Source organism: Deminuibacter soli (genome assembly GCF_003412455.1).
GTDB lineage: Bacteria > Bacteroidota > Bacteroidia > Chitinophagales > Chitinophagaceae > Deminuibacter > Deminuibacter soli.
On record NZ_QTJU01000009.1, the window covers coordinates 40153 to 56960 of the forward strand.

Genomic DNA, 16808 nt, shown 5'->3' on the forward strand with positions numbered 1-16808 from the left:
TTTAAAAGTCCAACCCTTGGACGGTCACGTGTATATACATCCTTGCCCCATAATCATATAATTCCAGCCCTCCCCCGTCACTAAACTCGTTATTTTGTAACTCTTTGCCATTGTACTTAAACCTATTCGATAATTTAGTTGCAGCTTTGCTACTTATTCCCGCCATTGCCAAGCCAAATGGATAATAATGCGTTTCTTCAAGCAATGGACCTGGTGTATGAGTAATGCTCAAATTATCAAATGCTACTCCTGTATTACTCACATTGCTTTCGTAAATGTAAATATACCCATTTACCGGCATGGTAAGATTACCAGACTGAAGCACTTTATAGTTTTCGTTGGCGCCTATCACCGGAATTTGTATATAACTACTGATACTTTGTTTGGTCAGTAGTTCCTCATCCAACATAATCCAGTTCAAGTATGCCTTTGGCCGACTGTCATCCGTAGTTTCTGAGTTTACAAATTCCTGTATCGGTGCGTTTAACAGGCTACCTGTACCACTTCCGAGATTGCTTGTATTAAAATGTCCACCAGCACCGGCCACCTCTCCCGTAAAAAGATTAACTACCTGTGATGCAAGATTATTAACAAGTTCGTTATTGGCTGGTTGGTGATCCTGGTTGCGATACCAGGCCTGCGCAGATATAACTATCTGATCACCTGCCATTACCTTCAACAAAATACCCGGACCAATTTTCGGAGAACCATCTGACCCGTCGTTTTTCAACCAAGTAATGGCAGTATTATTAGGATCGTTGTCAAACCCCGGAATTTCGCTTTTACTTCTGGTAGTTTGTATTAATTGATTACTAAATAATTTCTGCTCGGTAGTACGATACTGCGGTTCTACGGTAGCCAAATAACGCTGGCTGTTTTTCTCATCGATAAATACAGTACGCACATTACCTAAGTGATCTTTTAGAAAATAATCATAGGCATATCCTGTAGCATTACCTGTACCATCCCACAATACGCGAACACGCCCCTCTTCCTGATCTGTAAATGCACTTCCTTTAAAAGTCCCATCATTAGAACCTTGATCTGCATAAGGTAACATTTTGTATTGCTCACATCCGTACTCATCATAGGCAACCGGAATAATCCCATCATGCTTGCCCGGTAAATTTTGCCATGCAACAGTTTGCATAAGCCTCCCAAGCTCATCATAATACTGTGTAGTTTTAGACAAGCAGTATTCACTTAATCCTTTACAGCCTTAATAAAATTACCCTCCTTATCAAAAATCAAATCTGTTTTATTTACTTCGGCTTCGTAGTTTACTTCCCCTCCTGCCCTGGTTATTTTCGCAGCTTCTTTAATGGAAGCACCCTTGTAATGCTGTTTGATGTAGGCGGCAACAGGTGCGGGCAGTTCAGCAGTTCTTATGTCCTCTTCCGTTTCTTTCAATGTTCCCGAAGCATCGTACACGGCTGACAGCTCCTTGCCGCCGGCGGTAAAATTCACCTCATAGTCCGCATCTTCCCTACCCCATTTCACTTTGGTAGCACCGGGGTAAGCTTTCTGAAATGCAGCCTGGGCAGCAACAGGTGTTGCTTCTTTTTTTTGTGCAGACAGGGTTGTTATAAACAGTCCCGAAACTAACACGAGCATCAACGGTTTCATTACTTACAGGTTTAAATTGTTATCAATACCATCAAACCTATTACCCGATTCTGGATATTTTCTGTAGTGCAGTAAACATCATTAAAATCAAAAGCCATGAAAGCGAACTTTCATGGCTTTGAACTATCTGCTAAGGCTGCGTTTAAGACTGAATAAAGGCCAGTAAATCTTTATTGATGGTTGCAGCTTCTGTAGTGGGCATGCCGTGCGGGAAACCCGGGTACGAAATCAGTTGCCCGTTTTTCAACAGTTTTACTGCTTTAGGAGCCGAAACATGATAAGGCACAATCTGGTCGTCTTCGCCATGCATTACCAGCACAGGAACGTCAACGCTTTTCAGGTCTTCGGTAAAGTCTGTTTCAGAAAAGGCTTTGATACAATCATAATGAGCTTTGATGCCACCCATCATGCCCTGGCGCCACCAATTGTCTCTTACGCCTTGTGATACTTTTGCACCTTCGCGGTTGTAGCCGTAAAAAGGCAGCGTGATATCCTGGTAAAACTGCGAACGCTGCGTTGCAGTGTTTAAACGGATATCATCAAACACAGAAATGGGAACGCCATCAGGATTGGCGGGCCCCTGCGCCATCAGTGGTGTAACCGCGCTGATCAGCACGGCTTTGGCTACGCGGCCCTTGCCGTGTTTGGCTACATAACGGATTACTTCGCCACCACCTGTTGAGTGACCGATGTGGATGGCATCTTTTAAATCCAGCGCTGTGGTGATTTCCGCAACGTCTGCAGCGTAAGTATCCATTTCATTGCCAACAGCTGTCTGGCTCGATCTGCCATGTCCCCTGCGGTCAATGGCGATAACGCGGTAGCCTTTTTCCAGGAAAAAGATCATTTGCGCATCCCAGTCGTCAGCTGACAAAGGCCAGCCATGATGAAAAACAAGTGGCTGACCTGTTCCCCAGTCTTTGTAATAAATTTCGGTGCCGTCTTTTACTGTAAATGTGCTCATAGTGTTGAGTTTTATAATGTACTAACCGATACTTTGACAAGATTTGTTCAAGGGTTGCATAACCCGTACCGGGCTGCCCGGGTGAATGTTTAACCAAGGTATAATTTAATACAGAAACGCATGTAACACTGTGCTCAATTGAGTATTAAATATGCTGATCCGGACAACAAATGCAACCTGCATAAACAGCACTGTTAACGGAACAACCCGGAATAAGTTGACGGCTGCATTAAATAAATAAGCCTGTAACGGTCGCGTTACAGGCTTATGCGAAACAGGCAAAAAATGCCCGTTAATTTCGTATGAACATTATTGCACTTTTACATAAGTCTCCACAATCTCCCGCTCAATATGCAGGCTGTCGAGTTTTTCCACGCCCTTTTGAATAAGGCTGTCCGCATGGCGTGTAAGTGTAAAATTGAAGTCATGGTTCTCCCATTCCCGGCCCCCGCAATACACCAGGTGTTCAGTGTATTGATCACCTGTTAAAGTGTAGGTGCCGCCACCTGAATCGTAGATGGCGTTGGCACCTTTACCCTGCGAGAGATCGTGCCTGAAAAAAGCAAAATGGCTGCCGTTAAATATCTTGATCATCTCCTGGTTTTGCAGCGGCAGCGGTTGGGCTGTATCGCCTTTTACCTGGATGGTGCTGGACACCAGTTTATACGTGCCTGTCAGGGCTTCCTTTTGTGCAGTAGAACCGGTTGCAGCCGTGTTGGTGGTTGAAGTGTTGTTGTTGCACGAGCAAAGCGTTAGTAAGGTAGCAGCAACCAGGAAAGTGGATCTCATTATATTGTTTTTGTGATGTGATAAAACTAAAGATAAGTAAATTCTTCAAAGCAAACATGCCGGGCACACCGACAGTACAGGACAGTGCTCCAACACCCGGTGTATACATTTATCTTTGCTTAATACTCTGAAATGAAAGCCGGGTTTGTAAACAAGCGGTAATAAAGCACAACAGCTATTTATACAAAAGCCTTCCGGGTGCGGAAGGCTTTTGTATTATACTGTGCCTTGTGTGGATTATTCATATTTCAGCCAGGCAGTAACCGTACAATCCTTGTTGGCCACACCCCTTATCCAGTGCGCGCTGTAGCCATCGGGAAATGTGTATGTAACCGTTTTGCCTGCCTGCACCTGTATTTGCCTGTACACATGCCAGCTGCTTAAATCAGCATTTATTTCCAGCGTAACCAGCACATCACGGTCGGCTTTCAGCGTTATTTGTTTTTTATCATACCCTGTCATCAGGTAAGGCAATGATGGTTCATTTGCTTTCACTGTTGTGTTCATCCAAAAACCGCCTTCGCCGGTGGGTTTACCCATTTTCCATAAATCATCTGCAACACCAAACCATAAACCGCCGGAGCTATCCCCGTAGAAATGCCCGTCGTGCTTTGCATTATTACGGGTACCGCTCAATACCAGCAAGCCACGCCAGGTACAAAAATCAGTGATGCGTTTATTGTGTGTACATATGGGGCGCACAGCTGCAAAGCCTGATTCACGGCCTATTTCAAAAAATGTTCCGCCTGCGTTCAGCATGTAGCGTTCCGATTCAATTTCGCGCGCTCCCCTGCTGTTTACCTCGTTGTCGAGGCTGGCAGTGCCTTTGGGTAAACGGAAGGTGCCGGTATGATCATGTACTACAAGGGAAGCACTGTCTGTTTCAAAGCTCTTTTTAAAAGCAAGCAGTCTTTCCACCTGTGCAATACTGTCTGCCAGCGGTGTACTGAACTGCAGGCGCTCATCCACCTCCCGGTAAGTCTTCCCCTTGTTGCCGATGGTTAACACCTGCAGGTTTTTATTATGCGCAGCTGGCCGGATCAGCGTCACCTCATCCTGCTGCCTTGCGTCATCTGCATTTGGCAATGATGCAAACAGTTCCTTATGCTGTATACTGCTCTTACCGGTGTAATGAAAAAACACAGTGGCTTTACAGGTTTGGCTTGCAGCCACACGAATCCAGGCAGCGGAAAAATCAGCCGGGAAAATAAAATACCGGTAGCCATGTGCAGGCACAGTAACTGTTTTATAAAACTGCCACTGACCATTGCCCTTAACATCCGCTTCCAGGGTAAACACTACTTCCCTGTTGGCATCATGGCTCAGGTGCAATACTTTCCGGGCATCGCCGGTAATAAGATAAGGTTGTGAAAATTCATTGGCGGCAACCGCATCATCCAGCCAGGGACCACCCCAGCCTGAGGTTGGGCCCCAGCTTTTCAGCTCATCCCAACTGCCAAACCACAGGTTTGACTGCGAGCGCCCGGCCATGGGATTCCCGAGCATGGTGGTTTCATCAGCAGCCAGCACCAGCTGCCCGTTCCAGTTGCAAAAATCAGGCACATAACGCAGGTGACTGCTCAGCGGCACAATACCAGCACTGTTTTGCTGCGAAAAGGTTTTAGGGAATGTGTAAAACATCCCGTGCATGTCCATCAGCATGTTGCCATTGCCCACTTCCCTGATACGCGGCCATTCGGTATACCAGCCGCCCCAGTGGTCGTAAGTACGCGCAGCCTTGGGCAAGCGGTAGCTGAACCATTTGCCGCCATCCAGCAGCTGTAAAATCACAGACCGTTTATCCCAGCCAATACTCCATACCGGTGATGTATCGGCAGGTGCACCATAAATGCCGCCCGGCCCTGTTACATCGGTGAACTGCCTGCGTTGGATAACCGTCCACGCTGTTCCGTTCCAGGAAGCCAGCACACCTTTGTCTTCGCTGTTCTGCGGAAGATCACCCGCCAGCAGGTCCTGCTTAGAAATTTTATATACCGCATCTTCACCATTGTTGGCAATAAGCAAACGCCCCTGGCCGGTGTATGCGCCTTTGCCGTGCCAGCCGGGAACAGGTTTATCAAACAGCTTTTTTACATCGAGTGAGCGTACATCTGCTTCATAAATCTTTCCCTCCATATCATAAAAATATACTTTGTCAGCCGGCGCTGTAAGATGCCGCGCTATGGCAGTGAGCCTGCCGGGCATTACAGATGGCGGTATAACCCGTATGCCGCCTGCGGAATCAATAAAATACGGCCCTATGATAAGCTGGTTGGTTTCGCGGTGAATCATGCGGCCGGCAGGTGTACCGCCAACACTTTGGGAATACGCGGCCAGCCGCAGGTTGCTGTCAATGCTGTACAATTTATCAGAACTGCCATTGGGGCAATGCGGCGAGTAAGTAATGAACCACAGCTTTCCTGCCCAGGGCACAACAGCACCGATACCGCCTTCAATGCCGTCGGTTTCGCACCGGCCCGCATCGTGTTCATTAAATACGGCCAGGGAAGGATAAACCCCGCTTACCTGCAGCAACGCAGCTGAATCCTGCTGTGCACCAGCACTACCTGCCAGCATGCAGCCAAGCAGTATCAATGAAACGCATACGCGTGTTTTCATGCAATTATTTTAACCGTTAATAAAGCAATTTTATTTATATAACTGTAACCTTTAGCAAAAACCCGGCCGCCGGTTTGCACCGGCAGTAACTTTTGAATAAAATGAATATGTGCCGGCAGCCATGTGGTTCACTGCCGAGAAATACCATAACCATCCCTGCCAACACCTGCTGCGCTTTGAATAAAATGAATACGCGTTAACAACGCGCTCATCTGTGTCAGCAAAAATTCATCTGCTGCAGAAGTTTTATTACTTTAAACCGCTAGCTATAAATATATTATATCGATAACGCTTATTGCATTGCCATCGCTTTTATTACCCGTTACATACAACTGCCGCTACACATGCGCAAATGCCCGCAACTACAATTTTATAAAAGCCATATTATATTCGGGAAACATTAAATATTACTTATGGGTAATCAAAAAAAAGGTGGGATAACAGCCCTGCTGGGTGTTACACCTAAGGATCAGCTAACCTTTAACAGAGTAGATGACTACATTGATTCGGCACCGCAAATTGACCTGGCACATGGCTGCCTGACCGTTGTTGCCGATCTTGCTGCAGATGTTGTTGCCGACGCGGTTACTGACGCCGTTGTTGACGGCGCAACAGATGTTGCTGCTGATGTGGCAACCGATTCAGCTGCCGATACCGCTGCAGACACGGCCGCTGATGCCGCAGCAGATGCGGGCGCAGATGCAGGTGCATCAGGCGGCATATCCACTGCCTGTTCCAGCCGCCTGAAATACCTGGCGGTATTCCTCGGTGGTACTATTATGGGCTCTATTACAACTGCAGTAACCAGCGCTATCATGAATGCAGAAAAGTCGTCAAACAACGGCCCTACCACCAGTGCAGACTACTGGACTGCACTGTACAATTCGATGGTGGCGAGTTACCCCTGCAATGCCAACAACGCCAATACCTGTCCGGGTAACGAACGCGATGAACAGGAAGCCATGGTACTTTCTTTGCAGCAGCAACTGTCTCAAACCAGCTCTTATGCAGATGCTGCGCAGACATTTGAAGATAGCTGGCCTTCCAGCAGCCAGGACGAGCTGAAAGATGACCTGTCTACCGTTACCAATACAGGCGGCATTCCTTCTATGTGCCAATACATGGAAACCTACACCAACTCCGGCGCAACAGGCGCTGCACTGGTTATTGCAACGATCAATATTTTTGATACCGTTGCAGGTTTCGAGTTTTCTGACTTAACGAATTAAGCTTCGCCTTACATTTTATTGAAACCGGGATCGTTATGCTATGAATAACCATCCCGGTTTCTACATGAATAAAATGAATATACACGGGCTACAACGCACGGATACATTTCATCAAAGCAATATTATATTCGGTAAACTTTAAATATTGTTTATGGATAATCAAAAAAAAGGCGGACTGCCTGGCACACCGAAAGACCGGCTTACGTTCAATAAAACTGACCAATACATTGATGCAGCAGCCCCTATTGACCTTTCGCACGGCTGTGTAGCCATTCTGGTTGATGTTGCGGCCGACGTGGTGACAGACGCAGCTACAGATGCAGTTACCGATGCAGTTGTAGACGGCGTGGCTGACAGCGCCGCAGATGCTGCTGCAGACACCGCAGCTGACGCAGCAGCCGATACTGCCGCCGATACAGCAGCCGATGCCGCTGCAGATGCAGGCGCAGATTCCGGCGCACAGGGCGGCATTTCAACCGCCTGCTCCAAACGCTTAAAAACACTGGCCATTATGCTTGGCGGCGCCATTATGAGTACTGTTACAACAGCCGTTGCCAATGCTATTTACAATGCCATCAAATCAGCTGGCAGCACCCCAACCACCAGTGCAGATTACTGGACTGCCTTATACAACTCCATGATTACAGTTTATCCGTGCAATGCCAATAATGCCAGCACCTGCCCCGGCAACCAGCGCGATGAGCAGGAAGCCATGGTGCTTTCCCTGCAGCAACAGCTTGCTCAAACCGCCTCTTACGCGCAAAGCGCACAAACTTTTGAAGAGAGCTGGAGCGCCGCCAGTCAAACACAACTGAAAGACAGCCTGATTACTGTTACCGATACCGGCGGCATTCCTTCCATGTGCCAGTACATGGAAAATTATACCAACACAGGTGCATCCGGTGCTGCACTGGTTATTGCCACCATTAATGTGTTTGATACAGTTGCTGCTTATGAATATCCTGATTTAACCAACTAATCTTCATTTTGCAAATACAACACCTTTCCCCGCCGGTTCAGCGCTTTTTACTGAAGTCGCAGCAGCACTTCGCTTTTCCGCAGCTGGAGGCAGGGATATTGCGTTCTCACAGCTTTGCTGTTTTTAATTCAACCGGTGAAGATAAAGCAGCTGTTTTCAAGGCAGGCTCACTCACCAAACTGGTAACCGGCCTGGCAGTATTGTTATGCCAGGAAAAAGGCCTGCTTAACATACACCAGCCGGCAGCCAAATGCTTACCCTGGCTACCGGGTAAGGCCACTGTGCTTGATTTGCTGCTGCATACCGGCGGTATACCAAGGGGAAAGCTCTGGAAATGCAACCCGGGATTACAAGAGATTCAATCAGCGCTCAGCCGGTTGCCTGGTGAGGACATCCGCACAGGGCAGTACCGCTACTCTAACCTGGGGTTTATTTTACTTGGGTTTATTATACAACAAGTCACAGGCACCTGTTACGAACAATACATTACCGGGCAGGTTTTAGTACCGCTGCACATGCATGCATCCGGTTTTGGCAACAAGGAATCAGGCAGCATTACCACACCGCATACACTATTGCATTTTTATGCCGCAGCCAACCATCCTTACCCATTAAAGGCGGTACAGCTGGAAGCCGCGCCGCACGCCGCGTTTGACCTGCATACAACGATACCCGATTTTTCCCGTTTGTTATATTGCCTGCTGCACCAGGGCACATACGGCGGTAAACAGGTATTTCAACCGGCTACCGTTGATTTATTGCTGCAGCTGCACCAGCCTGCTGGCAAACGGGTAAGCACAGGCATCGGCCATTTGCGCACACAGGCACACAACGGGGTATTGCTGTTTCAAAGCGGCGAGCATTTCGGGCACAGTGCCTCCCTGTTATGGCATGTGGAAAAACAACAGGTATACCTGGCAATGACCAACCGCGGCGGCGCCTCTTCAGAGCTGGCATATGTGCTGCAGTGCTTAAACCGTTATTACCTGCAAAATGGCAACACAACTGCGTTGAACTTTAATTACCCCGGTACCGGCAATTTTACAGGCACTTATCAATACAACGCAACCGTGTTTTCCATAAGCAAAGCGGGTAACAACCTGCAGCTTACCAGCGGCAGGCACCGGTCAGATCTGATTTATAAAGGCCAGGGTATTTTCCAGCAAACACTGCCGCACTGGGGCCGGTATTTTATTCGGGCAGATATGAACGGGCAAACGGCAAAGGGCTTGTTCGTTGGCCCTTGTTATTTTCATAAAACCGGCCACAATGAAACTTTGCCCGGGCATAAGGAACCACCACACACTACAGCAGGCATATACCAGCATCCTGCTGTTGGCCGGGTAGCCGTATTTATGAGAAACAAACAATTGATACTCGCCTATGCCCCGCTGAAAGAAAGCCGCCTGCATCCCATTGCAGACAATCACTATGTACAAACCGACGGACCATTCTGCGGTGAAGCAGTCATTTTTGACACGCACCATCACCAAATGCTGCTCGGCGGATTTGATTTCCGGAAAACACCCTATCATTATTAACCATGCAACCTTTTTTACATTCAGTCATTACCATTTTAACCAACCTCTTTATTGTGCTGATGCTTTTCTGGATGATCTTTTGGGACAGGGAGCTCAGTCACCCTGTTCGTAAATGGTGGATCCCTAAAGTGCTGCCCTATTTTTTCTGGTTAGGCCTTTGCCATGAATGGAAGATGTTTTCGCCTGATCCCTATAAACAGAACTGGTGGCCTAAAATAAAACTTACACTGGCCGACGGTAATTTTTTTATATGGGAGCCAACCCCTTCGGAACAACTCAATGCCTGGGAAAAACTGCGCTATAAAAAGTACCACAAACTATACCTGGAAATATCCAGGTACAAAGGCGCAGTGAATATAAAACTGGATTTTATACTGTACCTGTTACGCCGCTACAACCTGGAAGGAACCTGTGTTAAAGCAGAGATCTACCAGGTGCACCAGCCCATCCCGCCTATGGACAACAGTGAACAAACGCCGGTTAAAACCTACCAGTCCCTGGTATACACCTATCAGCCCGTGAAATCTTAATCTATGTTCAGCTTACAACAATTATCCGATGCATGGAATACGTTTTTCTTTACGCCAGAGCCGGTTTATACCATCGCATTGTTCCGTATTGTATTTGGCCTGATATTATTGTACGACAGCTTTTTTATCTGGGCCAATGCTCTGGAATACCTGGGCCCGCAGGGACTGCTGGGGTATGAACGTTACCAGCAGCGTTATCATAAAAAATCGCTCTCGCTTTTTTTGTACCTGCCCCCAACACCATTAGCGGTACATGCAGTACTGGCCTTTCATGTGTTTTTTTTGGTCATGATGATACTGGGTATTTTCACCACCATCAGCGTAATGGCAGTGTTTATTACACTCAACTCCATTATCAACCGCAATGTATCGTTGTGTAATGGTGGCGACAACCTATCCAGGATTATGTGCTTTTTGCTGATATTTACGCCCTGCGGACAGGCATGGTCGGCAGACCAGTGGTGGCAGCATCATCAATTCATTACACCGGGTTACATTACCATGCAGGCGCCATGGGCATTGCGATTGATGCAAATACAGGTATCTATCATTTATCTCTACACCGTTTACTGGAAACTGAAAGGCGCAACTTACAGAAAAGGTATCGCCATGTATTACATTACCGCCAATGATGTGTACCGGCGCTACAGGGTGCCGCGCTTCCTTCTACAAAAGCCATTTGTACAAATACTAACCTGGGGAGCGCTAATAATTGAATTTGCGCTGGGCATCGGGTTATGGATTAAAGAAGTGCAGTATATTTTTCTTGTAATCGGTTACCTGTTTCATCTGGCTATTGAATACATGCTCAATATCCACCTGTTTGGCTGGCATATGCTGGCCGTGTTGTTGTTGTTCGCCAACCCGGTGGACGTGTATCATGTGATTGGCAGCTGGCTTGCCTGAAAACCAGCACCGCCCGGTTGTTGGCCGGGCGGTAATACGGGCGTAGCAATGCGCAATCGTTAACATCCACCACATCGTGAATGTGCAAGTAAGAAAGGCCCCGGCACAGTAGAGCGAAACCTATCTTCCATCGGCTCATAGCCAATACCCACGATGCCGGAATTTTTTTCCAAAAAAGTTGCGTAGCCAAATAACTACACATATATTTGTAGTCAAATAACTACACAATGAACCTGAGACGGGATGTATTTCAAGCCATAGCCGACCCCACGAGACGGGCCATATTGCTGCTGGTAGCTTCGCAGGCCTTAACAGCAGGCGCCATAGCTGCCAACTTCGATACAGCACGCCCCACTGTTTCAAAACACCTGCAGATACTTACTGAATGCGAATTGCTGAAACAGGAGCAAAACGGCCGGGAGATATACTATCAATTAAATCCGCAAAAAATGAAAGAAATAGCCGACTTCCTTGAACCATTCCGCCAGCTGTGGGATGCGCGGTTTAACAAACTGGAATCCATCATGAAAAAATATAAAAAATAACATGGAACAAAAAACAAAAATCCATGCCGAAGACGGCAAACAGGAATTAACAATAACCCGCGTATTTGATTTGCCACTGGACCTGCTTTTTAAAGCCTATGAAGATGCGGAAATTGTGGAACAATGGATGGGCACCAAAGTATTGAAACTCGAAAACAAATCACATGGCAGTTACCGGTTTGAAACAACCGATCACAAAGGCAACAAATACGGCTTCAACGGCACGATTCACGAGTTTGTGCCCAACCGGAAAATTATCCGCACGTTTGAAATGGAGAACACACCTTATAGCGTGCAGCTCGAATTCCTGGAGTTTGAAGCGCTCACTGAGGAAACCAGTCAACTTACCATGCACGTGGTATACAGAACAGCTGCACACCGGGACCAGGTACTGAAACTACCTTTTGCGCAGGGCATTAATATGGCACACAACCGCCTGCAGGATATTGTACACAAACTAAAATAACCCTTCATGACAAAAAGAAACAAAATCATTTACTGGATTGCCACACTGTGGCTGGCATTAGGTATGGTATCTACAGGCGCAGTACAATTGTTCAAAGCCAAAAACGGCACGGGTGGTGCAGACAGCGTTGCACACCTGGGTTACCCGCTCTACATTTTAACGTTGCTGGGCGTATGGAAATTATTGGGCGTTATGGCCGTACTTATGCCTAAATTCCCGTTGCTGAAAGAATGGGCCTATGCAGGTTTTTTCTTTGTAATGTCTGGCGCGGTATTTTCGCATATAGCCATGGGCGATTCCTTGGGTGAAATAGCCCCTGCTTTACTGCTGATTGTACTCACCGTTGTATCGTGGTATTTCAGACCGGCAGACAGGAAACTCATTTCAGTTAATGCATAAAATTGAACACCATGAATCCCAAAGCTGATTTTTATTTTGATCAAAACGAAAAGTGGCAGAAGGAACTGGAGCATCTCAGAACACTTATTCTCGATTGCGGACTTACCGAAGAAGTAAAGTGGGGCTGCCCCTGTTACACCTTCCAGGACGCCAATATTGTGTTGATACACGTATTTAAAGAATACTGTGCCATGCTGTTTTTCAAAGGGGCATTGCTGAACGACCCCAATGGCATACTGATACAGCAAACGGAAAACGTACAGGCCGCGCGCCAGGTACGTTTTACCCATGTAAAAGAAATAGTAAAGCTGGAACGCGTACTGAAGACATACGTATACGAGGCTATTGAAGTAGAGAAGGCCGGTTTGAAAGTGCCTTTGAAAAAGACAAAGGAATTTGCGATGCCGGAAGAATTTCAAAGCAGGCTCGCTAAAAAACCAGCGCTGAAGAAAGCATTTGAAGCCTTAACACCAGGCAGGCAAAGAGCCTACCTGCTCTACTTCGCCGCACCCAAACAAACCAAAACAAGGGAATCAAGAATCGAAAAATCCATCCCGCAGATACTGGAGGGAAAGGGGTTGAATGATTAGGCCTGATGCAACCGGGGCTAATCATTCAAAACAAACCTTATTTCTTTTATATGGAAACTTAACAGAAGAAATCAAAGCTGCCTGTCTTTATTAACACGGGAGTTTTTTATTACTCGCCACAATCCTTTTTACATCGTTTAAATGCTCTTCTGTTAATCCAACGTAAGAGCTGGTTAATATCAAATGCGCTTTCAGATCTTTTGGCAGCCCATTCAAAGATTTATCATCATCTATGATGACAAAATCTTCTTCAGTATTATTAAGGCTAAACCAATTCAATATTTCTTCTTTACGGGAAAGATGATCCTTGTTAGGGTAAATTGATTTAACCTTTTTGGAATGGATGCCTCTGTTTTTAAAGATCTTTTCCCATTCTTCAATACTATAATTTGACTTATGTGATGTTGTAAGAACCACTGTTGCGTCATATTCAGTGATAAGACGGTCAAGGGCACGCGCAGACTTATTGCTAAAAGCAACAAACCCGTCCGCCAAAACTTCGGGCCTTCTATGTCCTATGGCAGGAACCATAACACCATCTATGTCAAGGAATACTAACATATATGGCAAATTTACACCTTATTTGAGCAATCCCATGATTATTTCAAGCGATATACCACTTTCAGCAGCATCCTGTACATTAAATTCGTGAATCTGATCAGGCTCCTCCCACTCTTCTTCTTCAAACACAACTGATTCCCAGCCAATTACTACATTTTTTGACACCACGCCGGGCACTTTTCCTATTTCGTATTCAGCCAGTAATGAAGCTATATAACGGTGATGTCCATTACTAATAACATCACCATCAACTGTAATACTGGCGAATTTTATACCATTTGCCATCTTGATATAGAGCCTATTAATAATGGGGATACAAAGCTTTGCTTGTGATGGGGTTAATGCAACCCCTGCATCTAACAATTTTGTTATATGCATTGAAGTGATTTTTTCCAAACAGTTAGCATTTAAAGATTGGTAAGATATGAATTCCAGGTTATTTAGTAAGAATACGAACACCCGTTATTTTCCCTATTTTATAAATCCGTTTTCCGCATACCGTAAGACTTGCTTAATGTACACCAATACTTTTGCGACCTGAAATGATTTGTTAAACAGACGTTCGTTTTAGTGTTTGGACAGTTTTATTAACCACTAGCATTATTACCTTATGCGCTTTTTCAACACATTGCGCAGAAGACTACTCCCTTCTGCACTGACCTTTTTTTGCCTTGTATTATCCGTAAACCTGTTTGCACAGCTGAATACAGACAAAGGCATTATCTCCGGACAAATTATTACCGCCGATAACCAGCCTGCAGAAGGCGTTATTGTTCGTTTGATTGGTACTGACAAAGCCACCCTCACTACAGAGAACGGCTTTTATATGTTCAAAAACCTGCCTGCAGGTACGTACCAGGTAGATGTTTCCCTGATGGGTTACAAACCGCTGGATAAAAAAGTAGTGCTGGCTGAGAACGGCAAACAAAACAATATCTCTTTCCAGCTGGAAGTATCTGATGCGCAGCTGAACGAAGTGGTAGTACGCAGCGGCGGCAACCGTTATAAAGTAGACCGTGTATCCCCTTCCCTGCGCCTGCAAAGCTCCATTCTTGAAACACCGCAGAATATACAGGTGATCAGCAAACAAACCCTGGCCGATCAGCAGGTGTTTGACGTAGTAGACGGAATTACCCGCAACGTGAGCGGCGCCACACGTGTAGGTCACTGGGATAACCAGTATGCCAATATACGCATGCGTGGTTCTAAAATTCCCGCTTTCCGCAATGGTATGAACATTGAAGCCAGCTGGGGACCCACCGCTGAAGATGCTGCCATGATTGAGAACATTGAGTTTGTAAAAGGCCCGGCAGGTTTTATGCTGGCCGCAGGTGAACCAGGTGGCTTTTACAATGTGGTAACCAAAAAACCTTCCGGTGTTAACCGCCAGTCGCTTACCATGAGCATGGGCAGCTTCAGCACATACCGCGCTGCGCTTGACCTGGATGGCAAGCTGAGCAAAGACGGCCGCTTACTGTACCGCTTAAACGTAGCCGGTCAGCAGAAAGATTATTTTACCAAGTACAACTATAACAACCGCGTACTGGTATCGCCTGTAATCAAATACCTGATTGATGATAAAACATCCGTAACCTTTGAATACAGCTTCCAGGGTATTAAGTACCTGGCAAATGGCAACTATTCTTTCTCTAAAAGAAAACTGGCCGATGAAAATGTAGCCAATGATTTTTTCTATGGTGATCCTTCATTGACACCCGGTAAAATCAAAGACCATAGCGTATACCTGTATTTCGATCATAAACTCAGCGAACGCTGGAAAGCACACGCACAAGTTGCTTACTTTAACTTCAGCATGGTGGCCAACAGCATATGGCCTTCTACCCTTGATTCTGCAGGTAACATGACCCGTGCCTACAGCATCGGTGATGAAGCAGGTGAAAACCGTTTTGGCCAGTTCTCCCTGAGTGGTGAAGAAAGAACCGGCAACATTCGCCACCGCATACTGGCAGGCGCTGATTTCGGCAACAAAAAATTCTGGGGCGATTTCCGCCAGTTCTCTCCCAACCTGCGTTTGGCAGGCGGCAAGGTGTTTAATATTTATAACCCTAGTTATGGCATCCCTGCAGATTCTATTCCTAAAATTGACCGCTCTGTAGATGTGCGCACCCGTGCCGGTTCTACTGCCTATGCCACTGTTACAGATTATGCATCTGTATATGCACAGGATGAACTGGGCTTTTTAAATGATCAGCTGCGGTTGTCGCTGGGCCTGCGTTATACGTCCGCAGAAACTGTTGGCAAGACCAAAACTGCTGATATTAAAGACCATGTTTTTTCTCCTCGTGTGGGCTTAAGCTACTCTATCGACAAGCAAACTTCTGTGTATGCATTGTACGACCAGTCGTTTGTACCGCAATCAGGTACCGACTATTTCGGCAATGCCTTCAAACCTGTTAAAGGCAACGACCTGGAAGCAGGTGTTAAAAGAGAATGGTTCAATGGCCGCTGGACAAGTGGTGTGAGTGTATACCGCATTAACCGCCAGAATGCGCTTACGCCTGATACAGACCCCACGCACGTAAACGGCACCACTACCTTCCAGGTACAGCTGGGTGAAACACAAACCAAGGGCGTGGAAGTAGACATCAATGGTGAGCTGGCAAAGGGCCTGAACCTGGTAGCCAATTACGCCTACACCAGTTCAAAAATCACCAGGGAATCACCCAACCAACCAATCAAAACTGTTGGTAATGTAACACCCAACACTGTTGGTCATATTACCAATGCATGGCTGCAATACCGCTTCAGCAAAGGCACGCTGAATGGTTTTGGTTTATCCGGCGGCATCCAGTGGCTGGCTGACCGTTATACCGGCACTACCCAAACACCTAACTGGCCTAACTACTTCCGGGCAGACGCCGGCGTTTCGTACCAGAAAAACAAGTTTGGTATTTCCCTGCTGGTAAACAACCTGCTCGATGATCAGCGTTTGCTTACAACCGCATCGCTGGATACCAACCCGAAAGCAAACACCAGCTTTTACAGCTATGTAGTGGAAGCACGCCGCAACGTGAGAATGTCTATCACCTATAAATTCTAAGGC

At 46.4% G+C, this 16808-nt stretch carries 17 protein-coding genes; 10 read left to right on the forward strand and 7 right to left on the reverse strand.

Annotated features, from left to right (window positions below; genetic code table 11):
* Position 1: 1 nt before the first annotated feature.
* The 5 genes from DXN05_RS19520 to DXN05_RS19540 form a co-directional block, all read right to left on the reverse strand.
* Positions 2-1192, reverse strand: a complete 1191-nt coding sequence (locus DXN05_RS19520; RefSeq protein ID WP_147313999.1) for a DUF6443 domain-containing protein — start codon at positions 1190-1192, stop codon at positions 2-4.
* 11 nt (positions 1193-1203) lie between these two features.
* A complete protein-coding gene (locus tag DXN05_RS19525; RefSeq protein ID WP_116848978.1) occupies positions 1204-1626 on the reverse strand; it encodes a PepSY-like domain-containing protein in 423 nt (140 codons plus the stop codon).
* Between the two features lie 142 nt (positions 1627-1768).
* Positions 1769-2590 (reverse strand): alpha/beta fold hydrolase, encoded by an 822-nt coding sequence (locus DXN05_RS19530; RefSeq protein ID WP_116848979.1) that lies wholly within the window; start codon positions 2588-2590, stop codon positions 1769-1771.
* A gap of 309 nt (positions 2591-2899) precedes the next feature.
* A complete protein-coding gene (locus tag DXN05_RS19535; protein ID WP_116848980.1) occupies positions 2900-3379 on the reverse strand; it encodes a hypothetical protein in 480 nt (159 codons plus the stop codon).
* Positions 3380-3616: 237 nt separating this feature from the next.
* A complete protein-coding gene (locus tag DXN05_RS19540; RefSeq protein WP_116848981.1) occupies positions 3617-5998 on the reverse strand; it encodes a hypothetical protein in 2382 nt (793 codons plus the stop codon).
* 413 nt (positions 5999-6411) lie between these two features.
* Here DXN05_RS19540 and DXN05_RS19545 point away from each other — a divergent pair, with 413 nt between their 5' ends.
* The 9 genes from DXN05_RS19545 (at position 6412) to DXN05_RS19585 (ending at position 13183) form a co-directional block, all read left to right on the forward strand.
* Positions 6412-7227: a hypothetical protein gene (locus DXN05_RS19545; protein ID WP_116848982.1), complete on the forward strand. Its 816-nt coding sequence runs from the start codon at positions 6412-6414 to the stop codon at positions 7225-7227.
* Between the two features lie 151 nt (positions 7228-7378).
* Positions 7379-8206 (forward strand): hypothetical protein, encoded by an 828-nt coding sequence (locus DXN05_RS19550; RefSeq protein WP_116848983.1) that lies wholly within the window; start codon positions 7379-7381, stop codon positions 8204-8206.
* Positions 8207-8214: 8 nt separating this feature from the next.
* Complete coding sequence (locus DXN05_RS19555) at positions 8215-9747, forward strand: serine hydrolase domain-containing protein (RefSeq protein WP_158559353.1); 1533 nt, start codon at positions 8215-8217, stop codon at positions 9745-9747.
* A gap of 2 nt (positions 9748-9749) precedes the next feature.
* The gene (locus DXN05_RS19560) at positions 9750-10277 is read left to right on the forward strand and encodes a hypothetical protein (RefSeq protein ID WP_116848985.1); all 528 of its coding nucleotides are present in this window, start codon (positions 9750-9752) and stop codon (positions 10275-10277) included.
* 3 nt (positions 10278-10280) lie between these two features.
* Positions 10281-11183: an HTTM domain-containing protein gene (locus DXN05_RS19565; protein WP_116848986.1), complete on the forward strand. Its 903-nt coding sequence runs from the start codon at positions 10281-10283 to the stop codon at positions 11181-11183.
* Between the two features lie 227 nt (positions 11184-11410).
* Entirely contained in the window at positions 11411-11728 is a 318-nt protein-coding gene (locus DXN05_RS19570) for an ArsR/SmtB family transcription factor (protein ID WP_116848987.1), read from the forward strand.
* 1 nt (position 11729) lies between these two features.
* The gene (locus tag DXN05_RS19575; RefSeq protein ID WP_116848988.1) at positions 11730-12194 is read left to right on the forward strand and encodes an SRPBCC domain-containing protein; all 465 of its coding nucleotides are present in this window, start codon (positions 11730-11732) and stop codon (positions 12192-12194) included.
* A 6-nt stretch (positions 12195-12200) separates the two neighbouring features.
* Positions 12201-12593, forward strand: coding sequence for a DoxX family protein (locus DXN05_RS19580; protein ID WP_116848989.1), 393 nt, complete (start codon positions 12201-12203; stop codon positions 12591-12593).
* An 11-nt stretch (positions 12594-12604) separates the two neighbouring features.
* Positions 12605-13183 (forward strand): YdeI/OmpD-associated family protein, encoded by a 579-nt coding sequence (locus DXN05_RS19585; RefSeq protein WP_116848990.1) that lies wholly within the window; start codon positions 12605-12607, stop codon positions 13181-13183.
* Between the two features lie 90 nt (positions 13184-13273).
* On the opposite strand, the gene DXN05_RS19590 is transcribed toward DXN05_RS19585, so the two are convergent.
* The gene (locus DXN05_RS19590; RefSeq protein ID WP_116848991.1) at positions 13274-13744 is read right to left on the reverse strand and encodes an HAD domain-containing protein; all 471 of its coding nucleotides are present in this window, start codon (positions 13742-13744) and stop codon (positions 13274-13276) included.
* Positions 13745-13762: 18 nt separating this feature from the next.
* Positions 13763-14140 carry a hypothetical protein gene (locus DXN05_RS19595; RefSeq protein ID WP_147314001.1) on the reverse strand — a complete coding sequence of 126 codons (378 nt, stop codon included), beginning with the start codon at positions 14138-14140 and terminating at the stop codon, positions 13763-13765.
* A 214-nt stretch (positions 14141-14354) separates the two neighbouring features.
* On the opposite strand from DXN05_RS19595, the gene DXN05_RS19600 reads away from it, so the two are divergent.
* A complete protein-coding gene (locus DXN05_RS19600) occupies positions 14355-16805 on the forward strand; it encodes a TonB-dependent receptor (protein WP_116848993.1) in 2451 nt (816 codons plus the stop codon).
* The last annotated feature ends 3 nt before the right edge of the window (positions 16806-16808 follow it).